The sequence below is a fragment of the Streptomyces sp. NPDC027663 genome, assembly GCF_055566415.1.
On sequence record NZ_JBVHSK010000016.1, the window covers coordinates 52,081 to 67,889 of the forward strand.

The following is a 15,809-nucleotide window of genomic DNA, read 5'->3' on the forward strand; positions in this document are numbered from 1 at the left end:
AGCGTCGTTGACCCGCACACCACATCGATCCAACGATGCGCACGAAGATATACATCTGGAGGAGGCGACGTGGTTCCGTACTGGGATCCCCGCACCCAACCTTGCCTTGCGGCACTGACAACGGCCGGTCTCCCCAGCCGTCTCGGGCTCATCGAGGCGTTCGAGAAGGCCGACGACCACTCGGGCGTGGGCGGACGCCATCCTGGTGAGACCCTCGCCATGCTGGAGCTGCTCAGGGCCGTCGCGTATGCGGCCGACGTCTATCCGGAGACCAGCAGCGAGTGGCGGACCTGGGTCACCGGCCGGCGGCCGTTCACGGACGTCGCGGACTGGCTCAGGCAGCAGCCCGAGGAGCAGTGGAACTTCTTCCATCCGGTCCGGCCGCTGTTCCAGAACGCGCTGCTGGCCCCGTTCATGGACGAACACGGTGTTGGTACCTCGCAGATCGTCATGCACCACGTCGGCGACTACGTGCAGCTCTTCGACCGGCACCACCTTCACCACGGCGAGCCCCTCACCGCGACCGACGCCTTCATGGCAGTCATCACCCAGCACGTCTGCGGCAATGGCGGCCGCGGCATGATCCCCGGCAATCTCCTCGGCGCCGCCCTCAACAACCAGGCCATGTGCCGTGCCGGCACGCGCGTCCACGTCACCGCCCTTGGCCAAACCCTCGGTGACACCCTCCGCCTGAACCTGCACCCCCACGACGGCGACCCCGGTACCTTCAACTACACCTGGACCGACCGGCCGCGCCGCTCCTTCGCAGCCAAGCCCACCGCTCGCACCCCCGACGGACCGGCAGACCTGCACAGCATCCTGGGCCGGTCCATCCTCGCCCGCCCGGCCCGCCAGCCCGACGGCAGTTGGGGAGTCGACCGCGTCCTGATGGGCGCCGGCGACATCGTGGACGTCACCCACGCCAGCGCCCTCCAGGACGCCGTGATCGAGAAGAACGCCCCGCTCAAGGCATCCGCCGCCCGGGCCCTGTGGAGGGAAGCTCACTCCCTGTATGCGGCCACCGCCCGCCGGGAAAAGGGCATGGACCTGTACGGGCGCCTCGCCCTGCTGCCCGAAGGGCACCGCGTCACCCTGTGGACCGTTGGCCTCCTCGCCAAACCCGGCAAGCTCATCGCCTGGGTCAACGACGCCTTCCCCTACATCCCGGGCCGCGAAAGCGCCCTGCGCCAGGCATCCGAAGAAGGCTGCGCCATCGCCGAGTACGTGGCGGCAGCTCTGGACGACGCCGCCTACGCCGCCTGGCGCGTCGCCTACCCCAACCCCAAACCGTCCGACAAACAAGCCCAGCTGGCCCGTTTCAAAGCCTCCGGTGAACACTTCGCGGCGACCGAACCCCTCTTCCACGAACTCCTGGACGAGACCGCCGAAGGCACTCCCGTGCCCGAGGCTCTGACTGCCTACGCCGCACAGGTCCGTTCGAACGCCGAAGCCTTTCTCACCGACCGGCTCCGCTCTCTGCCTCCCAGCAGCCGGGGATACCAGGCCAACACCGAGGCCCGCGAAAAGCTCGCAGAGGTCCTGAACAACCCCCGCAAGGCGCCCGTCTACCTGCGAATGGAGCAGCCCGCATGACCCTGCCCCTCTTCGACATCCCCCATCCCAGCCCTCCGCCCGACGCAGAGGCAGTACTCCCCGCGACCGTGGAAGCGGCGGCCGCATCGGTCCAGTACATGGCCTGGCTCGGCAGCCTCGTCCACACCCACCAGTACGGCAAACTGGCCGACCTTCGCCGGCCTCCGACCGCCGACAGCCCCACCCACTACGAAGCACGCGCCTTCGCACCCACCGAAGATTCCCGGGCCCTCTACCGCCAGGTCGGCTTCCTCTTCGCCCGCTACCATGCCGGCCGGGTCAAGCCGCACTACGGCTACGGCAACATGGGCCGCGCGATCCGCTCCATCGGCTACGACGGAGCCCGAGGCCCCGCCAACCCCGGCGCCGAACGCCTCATGATGCGCATCCTCCCAGCCCGCCAGATCCCCTGGCGCCACCTCCAGCACGCCATCGAACGTATCCGCGCCGGCGAGACCACACCGCCCTCCTGGGCCGAACTCATCACCGACCTCACCGGGTGGACCGACCGCGGACGCCCCACCCCTGAGAAGTGGGGCGACGCCTTCTACAGCCGCGGCCGCACTTCCAGCCCTACCGCCCGCACGAACGGAGCCATCAAGTGACCACCTCCAAGCCCCAGTACCTCTCCCTGCACGTTCTGGAAACCTTCGCGGCCGCCCTCCCCGTCCGCGACGAGAACGGCCAGCCAAAGGCGTTCGTCTACGGCAGCGCCGAACGAACCGCCATCTCCGCCCAAGCCCGCCGCCGCGCCGAACGCACCCACTCGCGCCGCCGTGCCAACCAGGGCGAAGGCCCCCTCGCCTCCTACAGCAGCGGCCGGCGCACCCGCGAATGGGCCCTGTTCACCCGCGACGCCCTCATCAAGAACCATGACTGGGACGCCGACCAGGCCGTCTACGCGGCCAAGGCCGCCCTCGAAGGCCTGGGACTGAAGTTCGGCGAGAAGGACTCCACCGCCCTGCTCACCAAGGTCCTCATCTACGCATCCGAGGACGCCGGCGACCGGATCGCCGAGCACATCAACACCCATGCCGACGCCTTCAACGCATGGCTGAGCGAGTACACGGCCGCCAAGGCGGAAGCCGCGGCGAAGGAGGAAGCCAAGAAGAACGCGAAGAAGAACGCCCGGAAGAAGAACACCGAAACCGACGCCGAAGCACCGGCCGGACCCGCCGTCAAGGACAGCAAGGAAGAGGAGGTGAAAGTCCCACCGCTGCCCAAGGACCTGCGCACCGGCATCCTCACCGCATTCGCCCCCCGCGACGCCATCGACATCACCGTCTTCGGCCGCTTCCTCGCCGAAGTTGCCGAACTGCGCACCGTGGACGGCGCTGCTCAGCACTCCTGGGCCTTCACCATCGCCCCCGCCGAGCACATCGACGACTTCTACGCCGCCGCCGACGACGCGAAACTCGAGCGCCGCGACAACGCCCTCGACTTCCTCGACGCCGCCGACAACGCCGGCGCGGGCATGACCGGCTACCAGTCACTCATCTCCGGCACCTTCTACCGCCACGCCGCCCTCGACCGGCACAAGCTCCGCGTCAACCTGCAGGCCTCAGGCATGACACAGGAGGAGGCCGAGACCGCCGCGCAAGCCGCCGAAGCCGAGTTCGTACACGCCTTCGTTGACGCCGTCCCACGCGCCAAGGCCAACAGCACCGCCTCCACCGGCACCCTGCCCAACCTCGTCCTGGCCCACGAAGGCGCCCGACCCTACTTCTACGCCGCCGCCTTCCAGCGCCACATCGACGAAACCTCCGACGGGCCCGCCGCCCTCGCCGGCGCGAAGAGGCTCCTCGACCACCACCGCCTCATCACCACCAAGCGCTCCGACGCCACCCCCGGACGGCTCCTCACCTACGACCTCGACATCCAGGAACTGATCGACCAGCTCGCCGCAGACGGCAAGCTTCCCGCCGCAGAAGCCACGACCCTGGAGCAGCTGACCGCATGAACGCCACCAATCCCCGCACAAGCAGGGAAGCGGCGACACTTCTCATCCGCCTCGTCGCTCCCCTCCAGTCCTGGGGAGCATCCGGGGCATTCGAACGCCGCGCCACCGACATGCGGCCCACCAAATCAGCCGTCATCGGCCTGATCGCCGCCGCCCTCGGCTACGACCGCGAAGACCCCCTCGGCCCCCTCACCGAACTCCGCTACGGCGTGCGCGCAGACAGCCCCGGCACCCCCTACCGCGACTTCCACGTAGCAGGCGGCGGACCCTACCCCCTGCGCCCCCGCGACCTCATCACCGACCACCGCCGCGCCGCGAAAGCCACCTCACTGGAAGACGCCACCGGTCCACACTTCGGCCACCACCACGTCGACGGCTGGTACGGAGCCCCCAAATACATCGAACCCGACCCCGACACCGGCCACCTCATCACCGCAGCCAAAGCCGTCCTGCGCAACCCCGCCGTCAGCGAACGCTGGTACCTCGCCAACGCAGCATTCGTCGCCGCCGTCCAACACCACGACACCTCCCTCCTCAACACCATCTCCCACCAGCTCGAACACCCCCGCCGGCTCATCTGGCTCGGCCGCAAGTCCTGCCCACCCACCGGCGACCTCTCCGGCGGCGTCCACACCGGCACCCTCGAACACGTCCTCACCCACGCCCCCCTCCTCCCCGAAGCCACCACCCAACGTCCCTGGGCCTGGATCGACTCACCCCCCGGCACACCCCGCGCCGTCCCCACCGACGACCAGCCCGTCACCTTTCACCCCGACCACCGCACCCACGTCACTCGTTGGGAAACCCGCACCCGCATCACTCCGGCCCCAACCATCGAATGGACCCCCACCCCGTGAGCACACCCACGCGCTTCGTCGCCACCCAAAGTGTCCTCACCCTCGACACCCGCCACCCCGACGTCATCCGCGCCATGAACGACGTGCACGACATGCACCGCCTGGTCATGAGCGGCCACCGGGGCTGGGTGCCCGAAGGCGAAGGCGACGCCCGCTCACAAATGGGCCTGCTCTCGGCGTGGACCGTCAACCTGCGTACTCAGACCCTCACGCTCATCACCCAGGCCCGCGTGACCCCCGACTGGACGCCCGTCCCACGCGCCGCGCTCCTGGAAAAGCCGCACATGATCAGCGTCGATCAGACCATCAAGGCCGGCGACACCTACACGTTCCGCGCGTTCATCAATCCCATCCGGTCCGTCATGCCCACCACCGGCCCCAAGACAGGCCAACGCGGACGGCGCATGGCCAGCATGTCCCCGCATCACGCGGCCGAGTGGTTCATGCAGCGGCTGCAGCCCGAAGGCGAGCCTCCCGTCGGACCATCCAGCATCAAGCGGATCGGCGCCAATGCCGATCCGGCCCGCCTCACCACCACGATGCTGCCGCCACTCGTCTCGACGGTGAAGAAGGGCTTGAAGGTCGTCCGGGCCGAAGTCCGGGGACAGCTCACGGTCACCGACCCGGCCACCTTTATTCGCACCCTCAGCGACGGGATCGGCAAAGCCCGCTCTTACGGAGTTGGCCTTGTCCTCGTACGCAAGTAACATCCCACCGGCCGGGCTCCCGGATTCCGGCGGACACACTCTCCGCACAAGCGGAGATCGGCCAGATGCACACGAAGACATCGACCGATTCCCCGCGTAGGCAGGGACCAGCACCAATCCTCACCCCATGCCAGCAGCCCATGGCCATCGTGACCTCCCCCTCGGGCTCGGTGGCTCTTGCCGCGGAGAGCATGGTGGCTGGCTTCCGTCCTGTGCTCGATGCTCATACGCAAGCGAGCGGGGACCAGCGCAGCCTCGTCTTCGGCAAGCGCGGCGTACCCGGCCGCGTCACCCTCACCACTGTCACCTACGACGGACGGCTGCAGGTCACCGACCCCGACGCACTACGCCATGTCCTCACCAGCGGCCTGGGCAAGGCCAAGGCCTACGGCTGCGGGCTGATGACGCTCGCCCCGGCGGGGTGAGCCGGTGACGACCGTCGGCCGCAGGCCTGCGAGCGGCCCGCGCGAACTGACACGGGCTGCCGACCGGGCCAGTTTCGTCTACCTCGAGCGCTGCACCATCCACCGCGATGCCAACGCCATCACCGCCGAGGACGCCGGAGGAACCACCCACATTCCCTCCGCGACCATCGGCACCTTGCTGCTTGGCCCCGGCACCCGCATCACCCACCAGGCGATGAGCGTGCTCGGCGAAACAGGGGCCGGTGTGGTCTGGGTCGGCGAACACGGCGTGCGCTACTACGCGTCCGGACGGGCATTGTCCCGTTCGGACGCCCTCGCCGAAGCACAGGCCGCCTGCTGAGCAAACCGCCGCACCCGTCTGAACACCGCCCGCGCGATGTACCGGCTCCGCTTCCCCGACGAGGACCCCTCCGGCTGCACCCGCCGGGAACTGCTCGGCCGCGAAGGCCGCCGCGTCAAGGACTGCTACCGCGCCCAGGCCCAACGCACCGGCATCCCGTGGCACGGACGCCGCTACACCCCTGGCGACTTCGCCTCCGGCGACCCCGTCAACCAGGCCATCACCGCGGCGGCCCAGGCGATGTACGGCGTCGCCCACGCCGTCGTCACCGCGCTGGGCTGCTCACCCGCCCTCGGATTTGTCCACTCCGGACACGAACTTTCCTTCGTCCTGGACATCGCCGACCTGTACAAGACCGAAGTGGGCATCCCCGTCGCCTTCGACGCCGCAGCCGCCTCACCCGAGGACGTCGGCGCACGCACCCGCCGCGCGCTGCGCGACCGCATCCAGGAACTGCGGCTGCTGGACCGCGTCGTCACAGACATCCACCACCTGCTCCTGCCCCACCGCGCCGCGCCCGCCGCGTTCGATGACATCGACGAGGTCACCCTCCACTCCGACCGGGGCCTGCAGGTCGCCGCAGGCGTCAACCACGACCTGGGCAGCAGCTGGTGACGGTAGTCGTGCTCACCAACTGCCCCGCCGGCCTACGCGGCTTCCTCACCCGCTGGCTGCTCGAAATCTCACCCGGCGTCTTCATCGGCAATCCCTCCGCCCGCGTCCGCGACGCCCTCTGGCACGAAGTCCGCCAGTACTCCGGCCAGGGCCGCGCCCTGCTCGCCCACACCACCAACAACGAGCAAGGCTCACCTTCGACACCCACGAACACGCCTGGCACCCCGTCGACCACGAGGGCCTCACTCTCATCCGTCGCCCAAATGACCGCGCCTCCAACCCCTCCCCGGCGCCCCCACCCCGCCCAGGCTGGAGCAAAGCAGCCAAACGCCGCCGCTTCGGCAACCAGTGACCACCCGGACGGCGATATGCACAGACTCACACCAGATGCCGGATTCTGCAAAACTGCTTAATTCCAGTGACCCGCTGTCATAAACCCGCAGATCACAAAGTGTGCTCCCCGCACCCGCGGGGATGGTCCCGCCACGCGGCGCGGGACGGCGAGGAACTCGGCGGTGCTCCCCGCACCCTCGGGGATGGTCTCGACATCCGGCTGCTCATCGACAAGGACGGCATGAGCTCCTCGCACCTGTGGGGATGGTCCCTCGTCCATCGTCACCATCCAGGGCTGGTACCGGTGCTCCCCGCACGCGCGGGGATGGTCCCGGTGGATCACCGAGGAAGAACGCAAGCAGCAAGTGCTCCGCACGCGCAGGGATGGTCTTCGGCTCAGCGGCGAGCCGGACGACGCCTGCAATCTTTGGGTGGAGCCGGCCGACCCGGGCCACAAGAGGGGCGGCGGGAGCATTAACAAGAAGGACCCGGTGGAGACGAACCTGCACACCGCGGTTTGCTCCGGAAAGGTCACCCTTGCTGCGGCACATCAGGCCATCGTCACTGACTGGACCACTGCCCTGGCCAAGGTGGGCCTGAACTGACGCCCGGTCGGCCTGCGGGGGCAGCTGAGCGGTCACCACTCAGCTGCACCCTCGCTGTGTTCGAACACGTGGGGCGCGCGGGTGGCTCGGGGTGGCGGGCCCTGGCGAACACCTGAACAGTAAACGTGATGCTGATCACAGCACGATGCGTGGGCGCAGGTCACACGGTGAGTCACAAGCGGATCGTTGCGCTCCGTCGAAAACATGTGCCGCAGAGTTAACTCCCGAAGGCCTCCCCAGCGGTGTAGGGGATGAGACCGCGAGGTCTCCCCCCGCTCAGCAACGACGCAGTGCGGGGGCCAAGTTGAGCAGAAGGAGGGTCCGTGGGGCTTCACTGGGCCTGGCACGTGCTGGCGGTGGCCGGCGCCTGCCGGATGACCGCAGTTGCCTTCGACGCCGTCGTCCGACGCGTCGTCCGCATCGCCTCGCTGGCTCGCGACGAGCACCGCTCCCGCGCACGCGTTTTCGCACCACCCCCCGTCCTGCCCGCCGGACTGCGCCCCACTGCGGGGACCGCCGTTCCACCGCCCGCCGTGGAGGAGCTGTGACCAGTCCTGACGAGCAGGACTTCGGCGTGATCGAGCCCGCCGAACTCCCGACGGACTTCGAAGTGTTCTTCACCGGACACAAGAGCGAGTTCATCAGGGTCGCCGGCGCTCGCACGCGCAACCCGCACGATGCGGATGAGGTGCTCATGGACGCCGCGGTGGTGATGTACCGCAAATGGGAGCGGATCCTGGCACATCCCAACCCGATCGCGCTCGCTCACCGCATACTCGAGAACGCGATCGCCGACTTCTACCGGCGCCGTGCCCGCACCACCGACCGGGAGGTCAGCTACGGCGAACTCAGCTACGCGGACGTGCCCACGGCAGACGATCTGCTGCTGCTACGTGGCCATGACGGCCTGGACCGCGCCCTGGCGGAACTAGAACAGCGCGCTCCTCTCCAGGCGAACTGCGTGCGCCTGCGCTACCTCGCGGAACTCGACTTCGCTGAGATCGCCGCGCGCCTGGACATCACGGCAGGCGCCGCGAAAGCCAACGTCCACCTCGGTCTAAAGAACCTCTACCGCCTCATCGGTCTCCCGGATTCGGGGAAAGGGAAGTCCTGATGCTGGAAGATCTCTTGCGCGCCGAAGCGCAGGCCCTGCACCGCACCTACGACAATCACGACACTGACGACTTCATGCGACGCCTGGCTTTGCGCATCGCCCAGGAGTCCGCGCGGCCGCCCCGAGTCACCCGTGCCGTCCTGGCTCCCACCCTGCAACGCACCCAGGTGCCGCCGCCCGCGGCGGCACCCGCGCCCAGCCGCCCGGCAGGGACACGGCCGCGCACGCGCCGCGGCCTGCGCCGGCGCCCCACGCCGATCCTCTGCCCGGACCCGGCCGTCAGCCCAACGGCTGTGGTCGATCACGTACGGCGGCTATGCGAGCTGGTGCTGCGCTCCAACGACATCGACTCCCTGGCCGACTTCGCTGCCGATTACGACCCCAGGGGCGCGCGTACCTTCGCCTGCCTGCTCTACACACTCGACCGGCGCGAAAGCGCGCTGTACTGGTGGCGATTTGCCGCCGGCGGAGAGGACCCCCTCGCCGCCCACTTGCTCGCCGCCCACCACGCCGCCATCGGAGTCAGCCCTGACGCCCGCCTATGGCGGGCACAGGCCCGCATGCTGGGCTTCACCCGCGACCGCCACCTACCTCAAGCTGTACGACCTAGCACTCATCTCGCCGAAGGGTTCGCCCGCGCCGTCCCCTGGGGCAACGAGTTGAGCACCTTCATCAAGACTGCGCGCCTGCCCAGCGAACTGGCAACCCGCTGAACCGGCTGATCAGCAAGGCAGGACGGCTGCCAGTACGCCCGAAATAGTGCAGTGAGGGCTGCACCCAGGCGCAAGCGCAGCCCTCACTCGAAGGATGAAGCGGGGCCTCACCAACTTCCACCGGCAGACGATGCCGGGTTAATCCAGTGGGGAGGGCGCAGCGATGCCCAAACCTTCCAATCTTGAGTTACGAGGTCGCGTTCTACCTGCAAGCTCCACTGCGTCGGCCAGCCAGTGCTCCAGGGCGTCAGCGGCGCTGCAGAGGTGCTCCGCGCGGCCGTCGCTGCCCTGTGCCTCCACGGCGTCGAACAGTTTGTCCCTGACGTTCCAGCAGACGGTCACGTGGTCGGCCGGCTAGTGCTCTGACCACATAGGTTCGCCGGGTTGGCGGTTCTGGCGGTTGGATGTCCGGTGACGTTCCATCCGATCGCTGGGGGTGTGGTGGCTGAGCCTGTCCGTGTGCGCAGGTTGACCGACCAGGAAGGGCAGAAGCTGCAGCAGATCGTACGTCGGGGAAGCACCAGTTCGGTGCGGTACCGGCGCGCGATGATGCTGCTGGCCTCGGCCGGCGGGAACCGGGTCCCGGTGATCGCCAAGCTGGTGCAGGCCGACGAGGACACCGTCCGGGACGTGATCCACCGGTTCAACGAGATCGGCCTGGCCTGCCTGGACCCTCAATGGGCGGGAGGCCGTCCCCGCCTGCTCAGTCCTGACGATGAGGACTTCGTCGTCCAGACGGCCACCACCCGCCCCACCAAGCTCGGCCAGCCCTTCACCCGCTGGTCCATCCGCAAACTCGCCGCGTACCTGCGCCGCGTCCCCGGCCATCTGATACGGATCAGCCGCGAGGCGTTACGCTGCCTGCTCGCCCGCCGCGGCATCACCTTTCAGCGCACCAAGACCTGGAAAGAGTCACCCGACCCGGACCGCGACACCAAGCTCGACCGCATCGAGCACGTACTGGACCGCTTCCCGGACCGCGTGTTCGCCTTCGACGAGTTCGGACCGCTCGGCATCCGCCCCACCGCCGGCTCGTCCTGGCAACCTGCAGGTCACCCCGAGCGGCATCCCGCGACCTACCACCGCACCCACGGGGTGCGCTACATCCACGGCTGCTACTCGATCGGCGACGACACCCTCTGGGGCGTCAACCGCCGCAAGAAGGGCGCCGCGAACACCCTGACCGCACTCAGATCAATCCGCGCGGCCCGCCCGGACGGCGCCCCGATCTACGTCATCCTGGACAACCTCTCCGCCCACAAAGGCGCGACGATCCGGCGCTGGGCGAAGAAGAACCGGGTCGAGCTGTGCTTCACCCCGACCTACGCGTCCTGGGCCAACCCCATCGAGGCACACTTCGGACCGCTGCGGCAGTTCACCCTCGCCAACTCCCACCACCCCAGCCACACCGTTCAGACCCGCGAGCTGCACCGATACCTACGCTGGCGAAACACCAACGCCCGCCACCCCGACGTGCTGGCAGCCCAACGCCGCGAACGCGCCCGGATCCGCAGCGAGAAGGGCATCCGTTGGGGAGGACGGCCCCTGGCCACGGCGGCCTGACCATCCCGGCGCTGCGGTCATCGCGGCAGGCAGCCGGGCTGCCGATCAGCTGACATGTGTGGCGATGGTCTGTGCGCACTCCATCGACTCGGCATGCGTGGTGTCCACCTCCAGGTCATAGACCATGCCCCGGTGGACCACATCCGCCTGGGACGCCGCCATTCCGGTGACCCGGTCACCTCGTGCGACCTCACGACCTGCGGCAACCGTACTGTTACACCGGACACCGACCCACAGCACCCGCAGTTCCCCCAGAGCCTTCTGCCATCGCTTCTGCGACTCCGCTCCACCGAGGAAGACCTCATCAACGATGACCCGGGCACCCGCACGGGCCATCGCGGCGACCCCCTCAATCCATGCCGCTTCCAGCGTCCGAAACTCCGGGCCGACGATCACCTGTCCGTCCAGAGCGAACTCGATCCCCGCATCCGACGCCTTCATGGACGCGGGCATCGCGTCGACCAGCGTGTCCGTCCCGAGGGCCAGCCACGGATCCGGCAGGACCGCCTGCAGGCACCGGGCGATCCCGGACTTTCCCGAGCTGGAACCACCGTTGAGAACGATCACCTCAGTCATCACCGCGCCACAGTAGAGGCAGCGCAGCAACACTCGAAACGGATTTCCGCGACCGCGGTCCGTCCACCCCAACCCGGTGATCGTTTTCGGTCAGAGCACTAGAGGTCCGGCCCCGGGTCAGTGGTCCGCCTGCTCCAGCACGCTGCGGCAGTAAGCCCAGGCCGACTCCGACAGTAGCGACCGCCACCGAGTGAACAGGTCAAGCAGGTCCGCTCCGTAGCGCATGCGGACCTCTGGGCTGACTGCAGCAATGTCCAGCTCGTTGGCGGCGGTGAGTTCGGCAAAGTCCCGACGCGCTTCGAGTTTCGGATGCATCGGTGTACCAGTGAACCGGTCGACGAACGTGCCTCCGATATCAGTCAGCCCCGGGTAAGAGGACTTACGGTCGCATGAGGCGTAGAAGTAGACGAGTGCTTCGGCCTCGGCGCCGATCGCCTCGACCAGTTCCGCCCGACGTCCCAGGTCCAGCAGCGCGACCGGAAACCCGTCGGTCCCGTAGAACGCATGACATAGTCCGGCCGACACCAGCGCCGAGCGAGCACCCCACGCAGCGAGAAGGGCGCTGACTCGCTGCAGGTGCGCCAGCAGAGTTCCGCCGGGGTGCTCGATCTGCTCAGCCCCGGCCGCCCGCAAGATCGCCAGCGCTTGTGCGGTCATCGCAACATCACCCGTCCGAACGATCGTCGTCTGATTTGACGCACCCGTGATCCTAGGACGAAGAGCTGCCGATCACGCTGCCATCGCCTCATCGGCTCCAACCAACGGGCCGCGTTCGGGCCGCTGCGCGGGCCGCCGACGTCGGCGAGGGGATGTGAATTCGGAGCCCTTTATGGCGAGCAACAATTACTTGTACCCGGACCCGAAGAACGAGGCCGAACGCGCGGCGAACCGCAAGGTCGCCGACGACTACCAGCGCCAGGAGGAGGAAGGCGCCGACTTCCTCGACTGAGAGAGGGAGCTGGGTGGCGCTGACGGAACTCGAGGCGCACGCGGCCCGCGTGCGCCTCGACCTGGCGAGCGCAGGCGTCCCCCCGGTGGCACCCGACCACGAGGACGACCCCGAGGGTGGCCTGCTCGTCTTCGTCCACGAGCACCACGTTGCCGTCAGCTGGGGTATGCACGACCAGCTCTGCGAGGCGGCGACCGACATGCAGGGCGCCGACCGTCAGGGCGAGGACGTGGTCCTCCGCTACGAGACCACCCGCCCGGTGATGCACCTCGCGCTCGGCAGCACCCTCAACGCCTTCGGTTACCACGCCAGGCCGCACGCCCTCGGCTTTGGCCACATCATCCGGCCAAGCACCCAGTAGGAGGGGATCTGTCCATGCCCGCATCCACGGCCACCCGGCGCGCGTACCGTGAGGAGACGATCCGCCGGGAGGACCAGATGAGCGCGCAGCCCGACCACGCACCCGTCACGCCGTACGCCCCCGCGCCCGGAGCACCGGCAGAACTCCTCGCCCAGCTGCGCGCCGACCGGCGCGCGGACACCTGGGTGCCGGCCTTCGAGCGGGAGTGGGCGGCCGCGCTGGAGGAGTCCCGGCACACGTTCTCCCTCGCGCCGCTGTACACAGTCGTTCAGGAGTGGCAGGGCCGCCTCGCCTCCGCCCCGGCCGTCGACGCGTTCGTCGCCTCCGGCTACGACGACAGCGACTTCATCGACATGGCAGAACTCCGCGGACGGCGCCGGTGACCGCACAGCAGCCGTACGCGGTCCGCTTCTCCGCCCCGGCCGCAAAGGTCCTCGCCACTCTGCCCGAGCACGTCGAAGACATGGTGTGGGACGTCCTGGACGCCGCCGCCGGCGACCCGTGGGGCTTTTGGCAGTGGAACGCCGACGACCCCGAGGGCGAGGACATCCGGCACGCCTCCGTCGGCCAGCTCTCCCTCACCTACTGGGTGAACCGCCCCCTGCGCCGCCTGTCCGTCCTCACCATCACCTGGCTCGGATAGCCACCCGTGACAACGCGCCCTGACCCCGGCATCGCAACTGCCGTGGTCAAGACGTTTCGCATCGTAGCCACCTCTGATCCCTGGCCGGGCCGGAGCGGCTAGCTATCTATTCCGCTAGCTGATCAGCGGACCGCTCGCCTGCAGCTGGCCAGTCCCCCCTCTGCACGCAGCCCCTAGTCGCTGGCCTGCATGAGCAAGTCGTCTCGGATGCCGTCATAGCGTTCCTGAGTCTCGCGGATGATCGAGACGAGGAGCATGACGGCGATGATGCAGTGCCCTGGGCTCAGGTGGGACAGGGGCAGGTGGTGCACAACAGCATGCCGGGAGAGAGTCGTCGGGACCGCATCGCCCTTACCCGGGTCATAAGGGGTATAGAAGGCATTGAGCGGTGCCAGGACGTACTGGTGCTTGGGCAGGTAGTCGTTCGGCTTCTTCTTGCCAGCCTTCTGCAGCCTCCCGTGAGCACCTCGCCCGCGGGGGACCTGAGTCAGGTTGTGGAGCATCTGCTCGACCCCGGCGACGGCGAGGCACGCGGCGGCCTCCCGGTGACCGTCGGACCATGCCGCCATGGCCCTCTCCCCTGCCTCGACTTCACCGGCGATCCATTCATCGGTGCACTCATCGAGCTTGAGGCGGCACAGGGCCTGGATGCCGTCTTCGTCGTCGACCAGGACGGCGAGCTTGTCGTCGTGGTCGGCACCCGCTGCGGCCAGACTGCTCAATGTCTGGGCAGGCGTGACCCACGCGACCGGTATGCCGTGCCTCTTGGCCAAGTCGAGCAACACGTCCACCTGCTCTGCGCTGCCCCACCAGTTCTCGTGCCGTACCGCGGTGTAGAAGTGCGGCATTCCGTGGCCTCCGTGGACAGCCGGGTCGTACGTGTCCCAGATCAAGCCCCAGTCACGGAGCTGGGTAAAGGTGGCCGTGAAGTGGCCTGCGGAGGGATCGCTGAAGGTCATGAGCTGATCGTTCCGTGTAGCCGCGATCCGTGTGGCTAAGAGCGTGTCCCATGTGGCCGTGGTCTAGGTGTGACGTCGCGGTTGTCCCGTCCCGCTGGACGTTCTCCCTGTCACTGTTGATCTTGGTGGTTTAGTTGCCCTGGCACCTCACTGCCGGAGGCGGTTGCTTGTTACTCTCTCCGATCATGCGAGCCCTCTTCCCAGGATCCTTCGACCCGGTCACTCAAGGGCACCAGGACGTACTCCGGCGCGCTGCCCTCTTGTTCGACGAGGTCGTCGTGTGCGTGATGTTCAATTCGAACAAGACCGGCCGCTTCCCCATCACGGAACGACTGGACCGGCTCCGCGCGGCAGCAACTGACTTGAGCAACGTCACGGTCGACTCCCACACCGGCGGCTTGCTGGTCGACTACTGCCGCCGAGTCGGAATCGACGTCGTCATCCGTGGAGTCCGCGGCGTTCGCGACCTGGACTACGAAATGCCGATGGCCCGCATGAACCACGAGCTGGCCGGAGTCGAAACGTTCTTCATCGCTGCCGACCCCACCCTGGCCCACATCTCCTCCACCCTTGTCACCGCGATGAGTCAACAGGACCGTGTCCCGAATGACGATTTGAGCGAGCTTCTTCCAGCAGGTGGAGGTGGCAGCGAGGGTTTCTAGGACGAGCCCTGCGTGGTGAGGCGGACGAGTCGTTTGTAGCAGCAGAGGGCTGCTGCGAGGCCGAGGAAGGCCAGGTAGTTGCGGGGATGGCGTTCGTAGCGGTGGTTGAGTCGGCGGTAGCCGGTCAGCCAGGACATCGTCCTCTCGATCACCCACCGGCGCCGTCCGAGCCGTTGCGATGACTCGACGCCCTTGCGGGCGATGCGGACACCGATCCGTTTGCCGCGTAACCATTTCCGCAGGTGGGGCATGTCGTAGGCCTTGTCGGCGTGGAGGCGTTGTGGCTTGAAGTGGCGGCCGCGGTGGGGGTCGTGTCTCGTTTGGTGACCCGTGATCATGGGCTTCAGGGCGAGGCTGTCGTGGGTGTTGGCCGCGGTGACGCCGACGAGGAGGGGCAGCCCGTTCGCGTCCGACAGGACGTACATTTTCGAACCGGGTTTGCCCCGGTCCACGGGGCTCGGACCTGTGAGTTCACCCCCCTTTTAGCGCGGACGTGGGCGGAGTCGAGGACGGCACGTGAGAGGTCGAGGAGGCCGGCGTCGTCGAGCCGGTGCAGGATCTCCTCGTGGAGCCGACCCCAGACTCCGGCCCTCGACCAGATCAGGAAGCGCCGATGGGCCGTCGACTTCGATACCCCGAAGCAGGGTGGTAGAGCCCGCCAAGCGCACCCGCTGACAGGACGTAGATGATGGCCGCGAACAGCGTCTCATCAGGAGTGTCCTGCGTCCCCCCGCCCTGTGGCCGGACCCTCGACGGTGGGATAAGTGGTTCTGCGATCTCCCACAACCCGTCCGGAACAATCCAACTCCACGTCCCCCGTCCCATACCGAGACC

Annotated in this window: 18 protein-coding genes and 3 pseudogenes; 17 read left to right on the plus strand and 4 right to left on the minus strand. The window is 68.0% G+C overall.

The window, feature by feature from the left end:
* Positions 1-69 precede the first annotated feature (69 nt).
* The 13 genes and pseudogenes from ACZ4SF_RS31410 to ACZ4SF_RS31470 all read left to right on the plus strand — a co-directional run bounded on the left by ACZ4SF_RS31410 (position 70) and on the right by ACZ4SF_RS31470 (position 10,825).
* Positions 70-1,593: a type I-E CRISPR-associated protein Cse1/CasA gene (locus tag ACZ4SF_RS31410; RefSeq protein WP_468391116.1), complete on the plus strand. Its 1,524-nt coding sequence runs from the start codon at positions 70-72 to the stop codon at positions 1,591-1,593.
* Positions 1,590-2,198 (plus strand): type I-E CRISPR-associated protein Cse2/CasB, encoded by a 609-nt coding sequence (casB, locus tag ACZ4SF_RS31415; protein WP_468391119.1) that lies wholly within the window; start codon positions 1,590-1,592, stop codon positions 2,196-2,198. Before ACZ4SF_RS31410 ends, casB begins: the two co-directional genes overlap by 4 nt.
* Positions 2,195-3,553 carry a type I-E CRISPR-associated protein Cas7/Cse4/CasC gene (locus tag ACZ4SF_RS31420; protein WP_468391122.1) on the plus strand — a complete coding sequence of 453 codons (1,359 nt, stop codon included), beginning with the start codon at positions 2,195-2,197 and terminating at the stop codon, positions 3,551-3,553. The genes casB and ACZ4SF_RS31420 overlap by 4 nt, the downstream gene beginning before the upstream one ends.
* Complete coding sequence (cas5e, locus tag ACZ4SF_RS31425) at positions 3,550-4,410, plus strand: type I-E CRISPR-associated protein Cas5/CasD (RefSeq protein WP_468391125.1); 861 nt, start codon at positions 3,550-3,552, stop codon at positions 4,408-4,410. The genes ACZ4SF_RS31420 and cas5e overlap by 4 nt, the downstream gene beginning before the upstream one ends.
* Complete coding sequence (locus ACZ4SF_RS31430; RefSeq protein ID WP_468391128.1) at positions 4,407-5,117, plus strand: type I-E CRISPR-associated protein Cas6/Cse3/CasE; 711 nt, start codon at positions 4,407-4,409, stop codon at positions 5,115-5,117. Before cas5e ends, ACZ4SF_RS31430 begins: the two co-directional genes overlap by 4 nt.
* A 140-nt stretch (positions 5,118-5,257) precedes the next feature.
* A complete protein-coding gene (cas6e, locus tag ACZ4SF_RS31435) occupies positions 5,258-5,542 on the plus strand; it encodes a type I-E CRISPR-associated protein Cas6/Cse3/CasE (RefSeq protein WP_468391131.1) in 285 nt (94 codons plus the stop codon).
* A gap of 4 nt (positions 5,543-5,546) precedes the next feature.
* Positions 5,547-6,497, plus strand: a pseudogene (gene cas1e, locus ACZ4SF_RS31440) (type I-E CRISPR-associated endonuclease Cas1e).
* A pseudogene (gene cas2e, locus ACZ4SF_RS31445) lies at positions 6,494-6,849 on the plus strand (type I-E CRISPR-associated endoribonuclease Cas2e). Before cas1e ends, cas2e begins: the two co-directional pseudogenes overlap by 4 nt.
* A 412-nt stretch (positions 6,850-7,261) precedes the next feature.
* A complete protein-coding gene (locus tag ACZ4SF_RS31450; RefSeq protein WP_468391134.1) occupies positions 7,262-7,435 on the plus strand; it encodes a hypothetical protein in 174 nt (57 codons plus the stop codon).
* A 323-nt stretch (positions 7,436-7,758) separates the two neighbouring features.
* On the plus strand, positions 7,759-7,983 hold the full coding sequence (locus tag ACZ4SF_RS31455) for a hypothetical protein (protein WP_468391137.1): 225 nt from the start codon (positions 7,759-7,761) through the stop codon (positions 7,981-7,983).
* Positions 7,980-8,549, plus strand: coding sequence for an RNA polymerase sigma factor (locus tag ACZ4SF_RS31460; RefSeq protein ID WP_468391139.1), 570 nt, complete (start codon positions 7,980-7,982; stop codon positions 8,547-8,549). The genes ACZ4SF_RS31455 and ACZ4SF_RS31460 overlap by 4 nt, the downstream gene beginning before the upstream one ends.
* Positions 8,549-9,262 (plus strand): hypothetical protein, encoded by a 714-nt coding sequence (locus ACZ4SF_RS31465; protein WP_468391142.1) that lies wholly within the window; start codon positions 8,549-8,551, stop codon positions 9,260-9,262. The genes ACZ4SF_RS31460 and ACZ4SF_RS31465 overlap by 1 nt, the downstream gene beginning before the upstream one ends.
* Positions 9,263-9,703: 441 nt before the next feature.
* Positions 9,704-10,825, plus strand: coding sequence for an IS630 family transposase (locus ACZ4SF_RS31470; protein WP_468391145.1), 1,122 nt, complete (start codon positions 9,704-9,706; stop codon positions 10,823-10,825).
* A gap of 45 nt (positions 10,826-10,870) precedes the next feature.
* On the opposite strand, the gene cpt is transcribed toward ACZ4SF_RS31470, so the two are convergent.
* Positions 10,871-11,401, minus strand: a complete 531-nt coding sequence (cpt, locus tag ACZ4SF_RS31475; RefSeq protein ID WP_468391311.1) for a chloramphenicol phosphotransferase CPT — start codon at positions 11,399-11,401, stop codon at positions 10,871-10,873.
* Positions 11,402-11,518: 117 nt separating this feature from the next.
* Entirely contained in the window at positions 11,519-12,058 is a 540-nt protein-coding gene (locus tag ACZ4SF_RS31480) for a DUF6817 domain-containing protein (RefSeq protein ID WP_468391147.1), read from the minus strand.
* Positions 12,059-12,363: 305 nt separating this feature from the next.
* Between ACZ4SF_RS31480 and ACZ4SF_RS31485 the strand changes: the two genes are divergently transcribed.
* The 3 genes from ACZ4SF_RS31485 to ACZ4SF_RS31495 all read left to right on the plus strand — a co-directional run bounded on the left by ACZ4SF_RS31485 (position 12,364) and on the right by ACZ4SF_RS31495 (position 13,354).
* Positions 12,364-12,711, plus strand: a complete 348-nt coding sequence (locus ACZ4SF_RS31485; RefSeq protein WP_468391150.1) for a hypothetical protein — start codon at positions 12,364-12,366, stop codon at positions 12,709-12,711.
* A 77-nt stretch (positions 12,712-12,788) separates the two neighbouring features.
* Positions 12,789-13,094 carry a DUF6247 family protein gene (locus ACZ4SF_RS31490; protein ID WP_468391314.1) on the plus strand — a complete coding sequence of 102 codons (306 nt, stop codon included), beginning with the start codon at positions 12,789-12,791 and terminating at the stop codon, positions 13,092-13,094.
* Positions 13,091-13,354, plus strand: coding sequence for a hypothetical protein (locus ACZ4SF_RS31495; RefSeq protein WP_468391152.1), 264 nt, complete (start codon positions 13,091-13,093; stop codon positions 13,352-13,354). Before ACZ4SF_RS31490 ends, ACZ4SF_RS31495 begins: the two co-directional genes overlap by 4 nt.
* Before the next feature lie 173 nt (positions 13,355-13,527).
* Here the strand turns inward: ACZ4SF_RS31495 and ACZ4SF_RS31500 are convergent, their stop codons facing one another.
* Complete coding sequence (locus ACZ4SF_RS31500; protein ID WP_468391155.1) at positions 13,528-14,313, minus strand: hypothetical protein; 786 nt, start codon at positions 14,311-14,313, stop codon at positions 13,528-13,530.
* Positions 14,314-14,498: 185 nt separating this feature from the next.
* On the opposite strand from ACZ4SF_RS31500, the gene coaD reads away from it, so the two are divergent.
* Positions 14,499-14,975, plus strand: coding sequence for a pantetheine-phosphate adenylyltransferase (coaD, locus tag ACZ4SF_RS31505; RefSeq protein ID WP_468391157.1), 477 nt, complete (start codon positions 14,499-14,501; stop codon positions 14,973-14,975).
* On the opposite strand, the pseudogene ACZ4SF_RS31510 reads toward coaD, so the two are convergent.
* Positions 14,972-15,800 (minus strand): annotated as a pseudogene (locus ACZ4SF_RS31510) (IS5 family transposase). The gene coaD and the pseudogene ACZ4SF_RS31510 sit on opposite strands and share 4 nt — an antisense overlap.
* Between the last annotated feature and the right edge of the window lie 9 nt (positions 15,801-15,809).

What these genes read in the sequence shown, in the direction of transcription:
- cas5e (WP_468391125.1), top strand. Translation starts at nt 3,550, where the DNA reads ATGAACGCCACCAATCCCCGCACAAGCAGGGAAGCGGCGACACTTCTC.
- ACZ4SF_RS31480 (WP_468391147.1), bottom strand. Translation starts at nt 12,058, where the DNA reads ATGACCGCACAAGCGCTGGCGATCTTGCGGGCGGCCGGGGCTGAGCAG.
- ACZ4SF_RS31500 (WP_468391155.1), bottom strand. Translation starts at nt 14,313, where the DNA reads ATGACCTTCAGCGATCCCTCCGCAGGCCACTTCACGGCCACCTTTACC.
- ACZ4SF_RS31490 (WP_468391314.1), top strand. Translation starts at nt 12,789, where the DNA reads ATGAGCGCGCAGCCCGACCACGCACCCGTCACGCCGTACGCCCCCGCG.
- coaD (WP_468391157.1), top strand. Translation starts at nt 14,499, where the DNA reads ATGCGAGCCCTCTTCCCAGGATCCTTCGACCCGGTCACTCAAGGGCAC.
- cas6e (WP_468391131.1), top strand. Translation starts at nt 5,258, where the DNA reads ATGGCCATCGTGACCTCCCCCTCGGGCTCGGTGGCTCTTGCCGCGGAG.
- casB (WP_468391119.1), top strand. Translation starts at nt 1,590, where the DNA reads ATGACCCTGCCCCTCTTCGACATCCCCCATCCCAGCCCTCCGCCCGAC.
- ACZ4SF_RS31465 (WP_468391142.1), top strand. Translation starts at nt 8,549, where the DNA reads ATGCTGGAAGATCTCTTGCGCGCCGAAGCGCAGGCCCTGCACCGCACC.
- cpt (WP_468391311.1), bottom strand. Translation starts at nt 11,401, where the DNA reads ATGACTGAGGTGATCGTTCTCAACGGTGGTTCCAGCTCGGGAAAGTCC.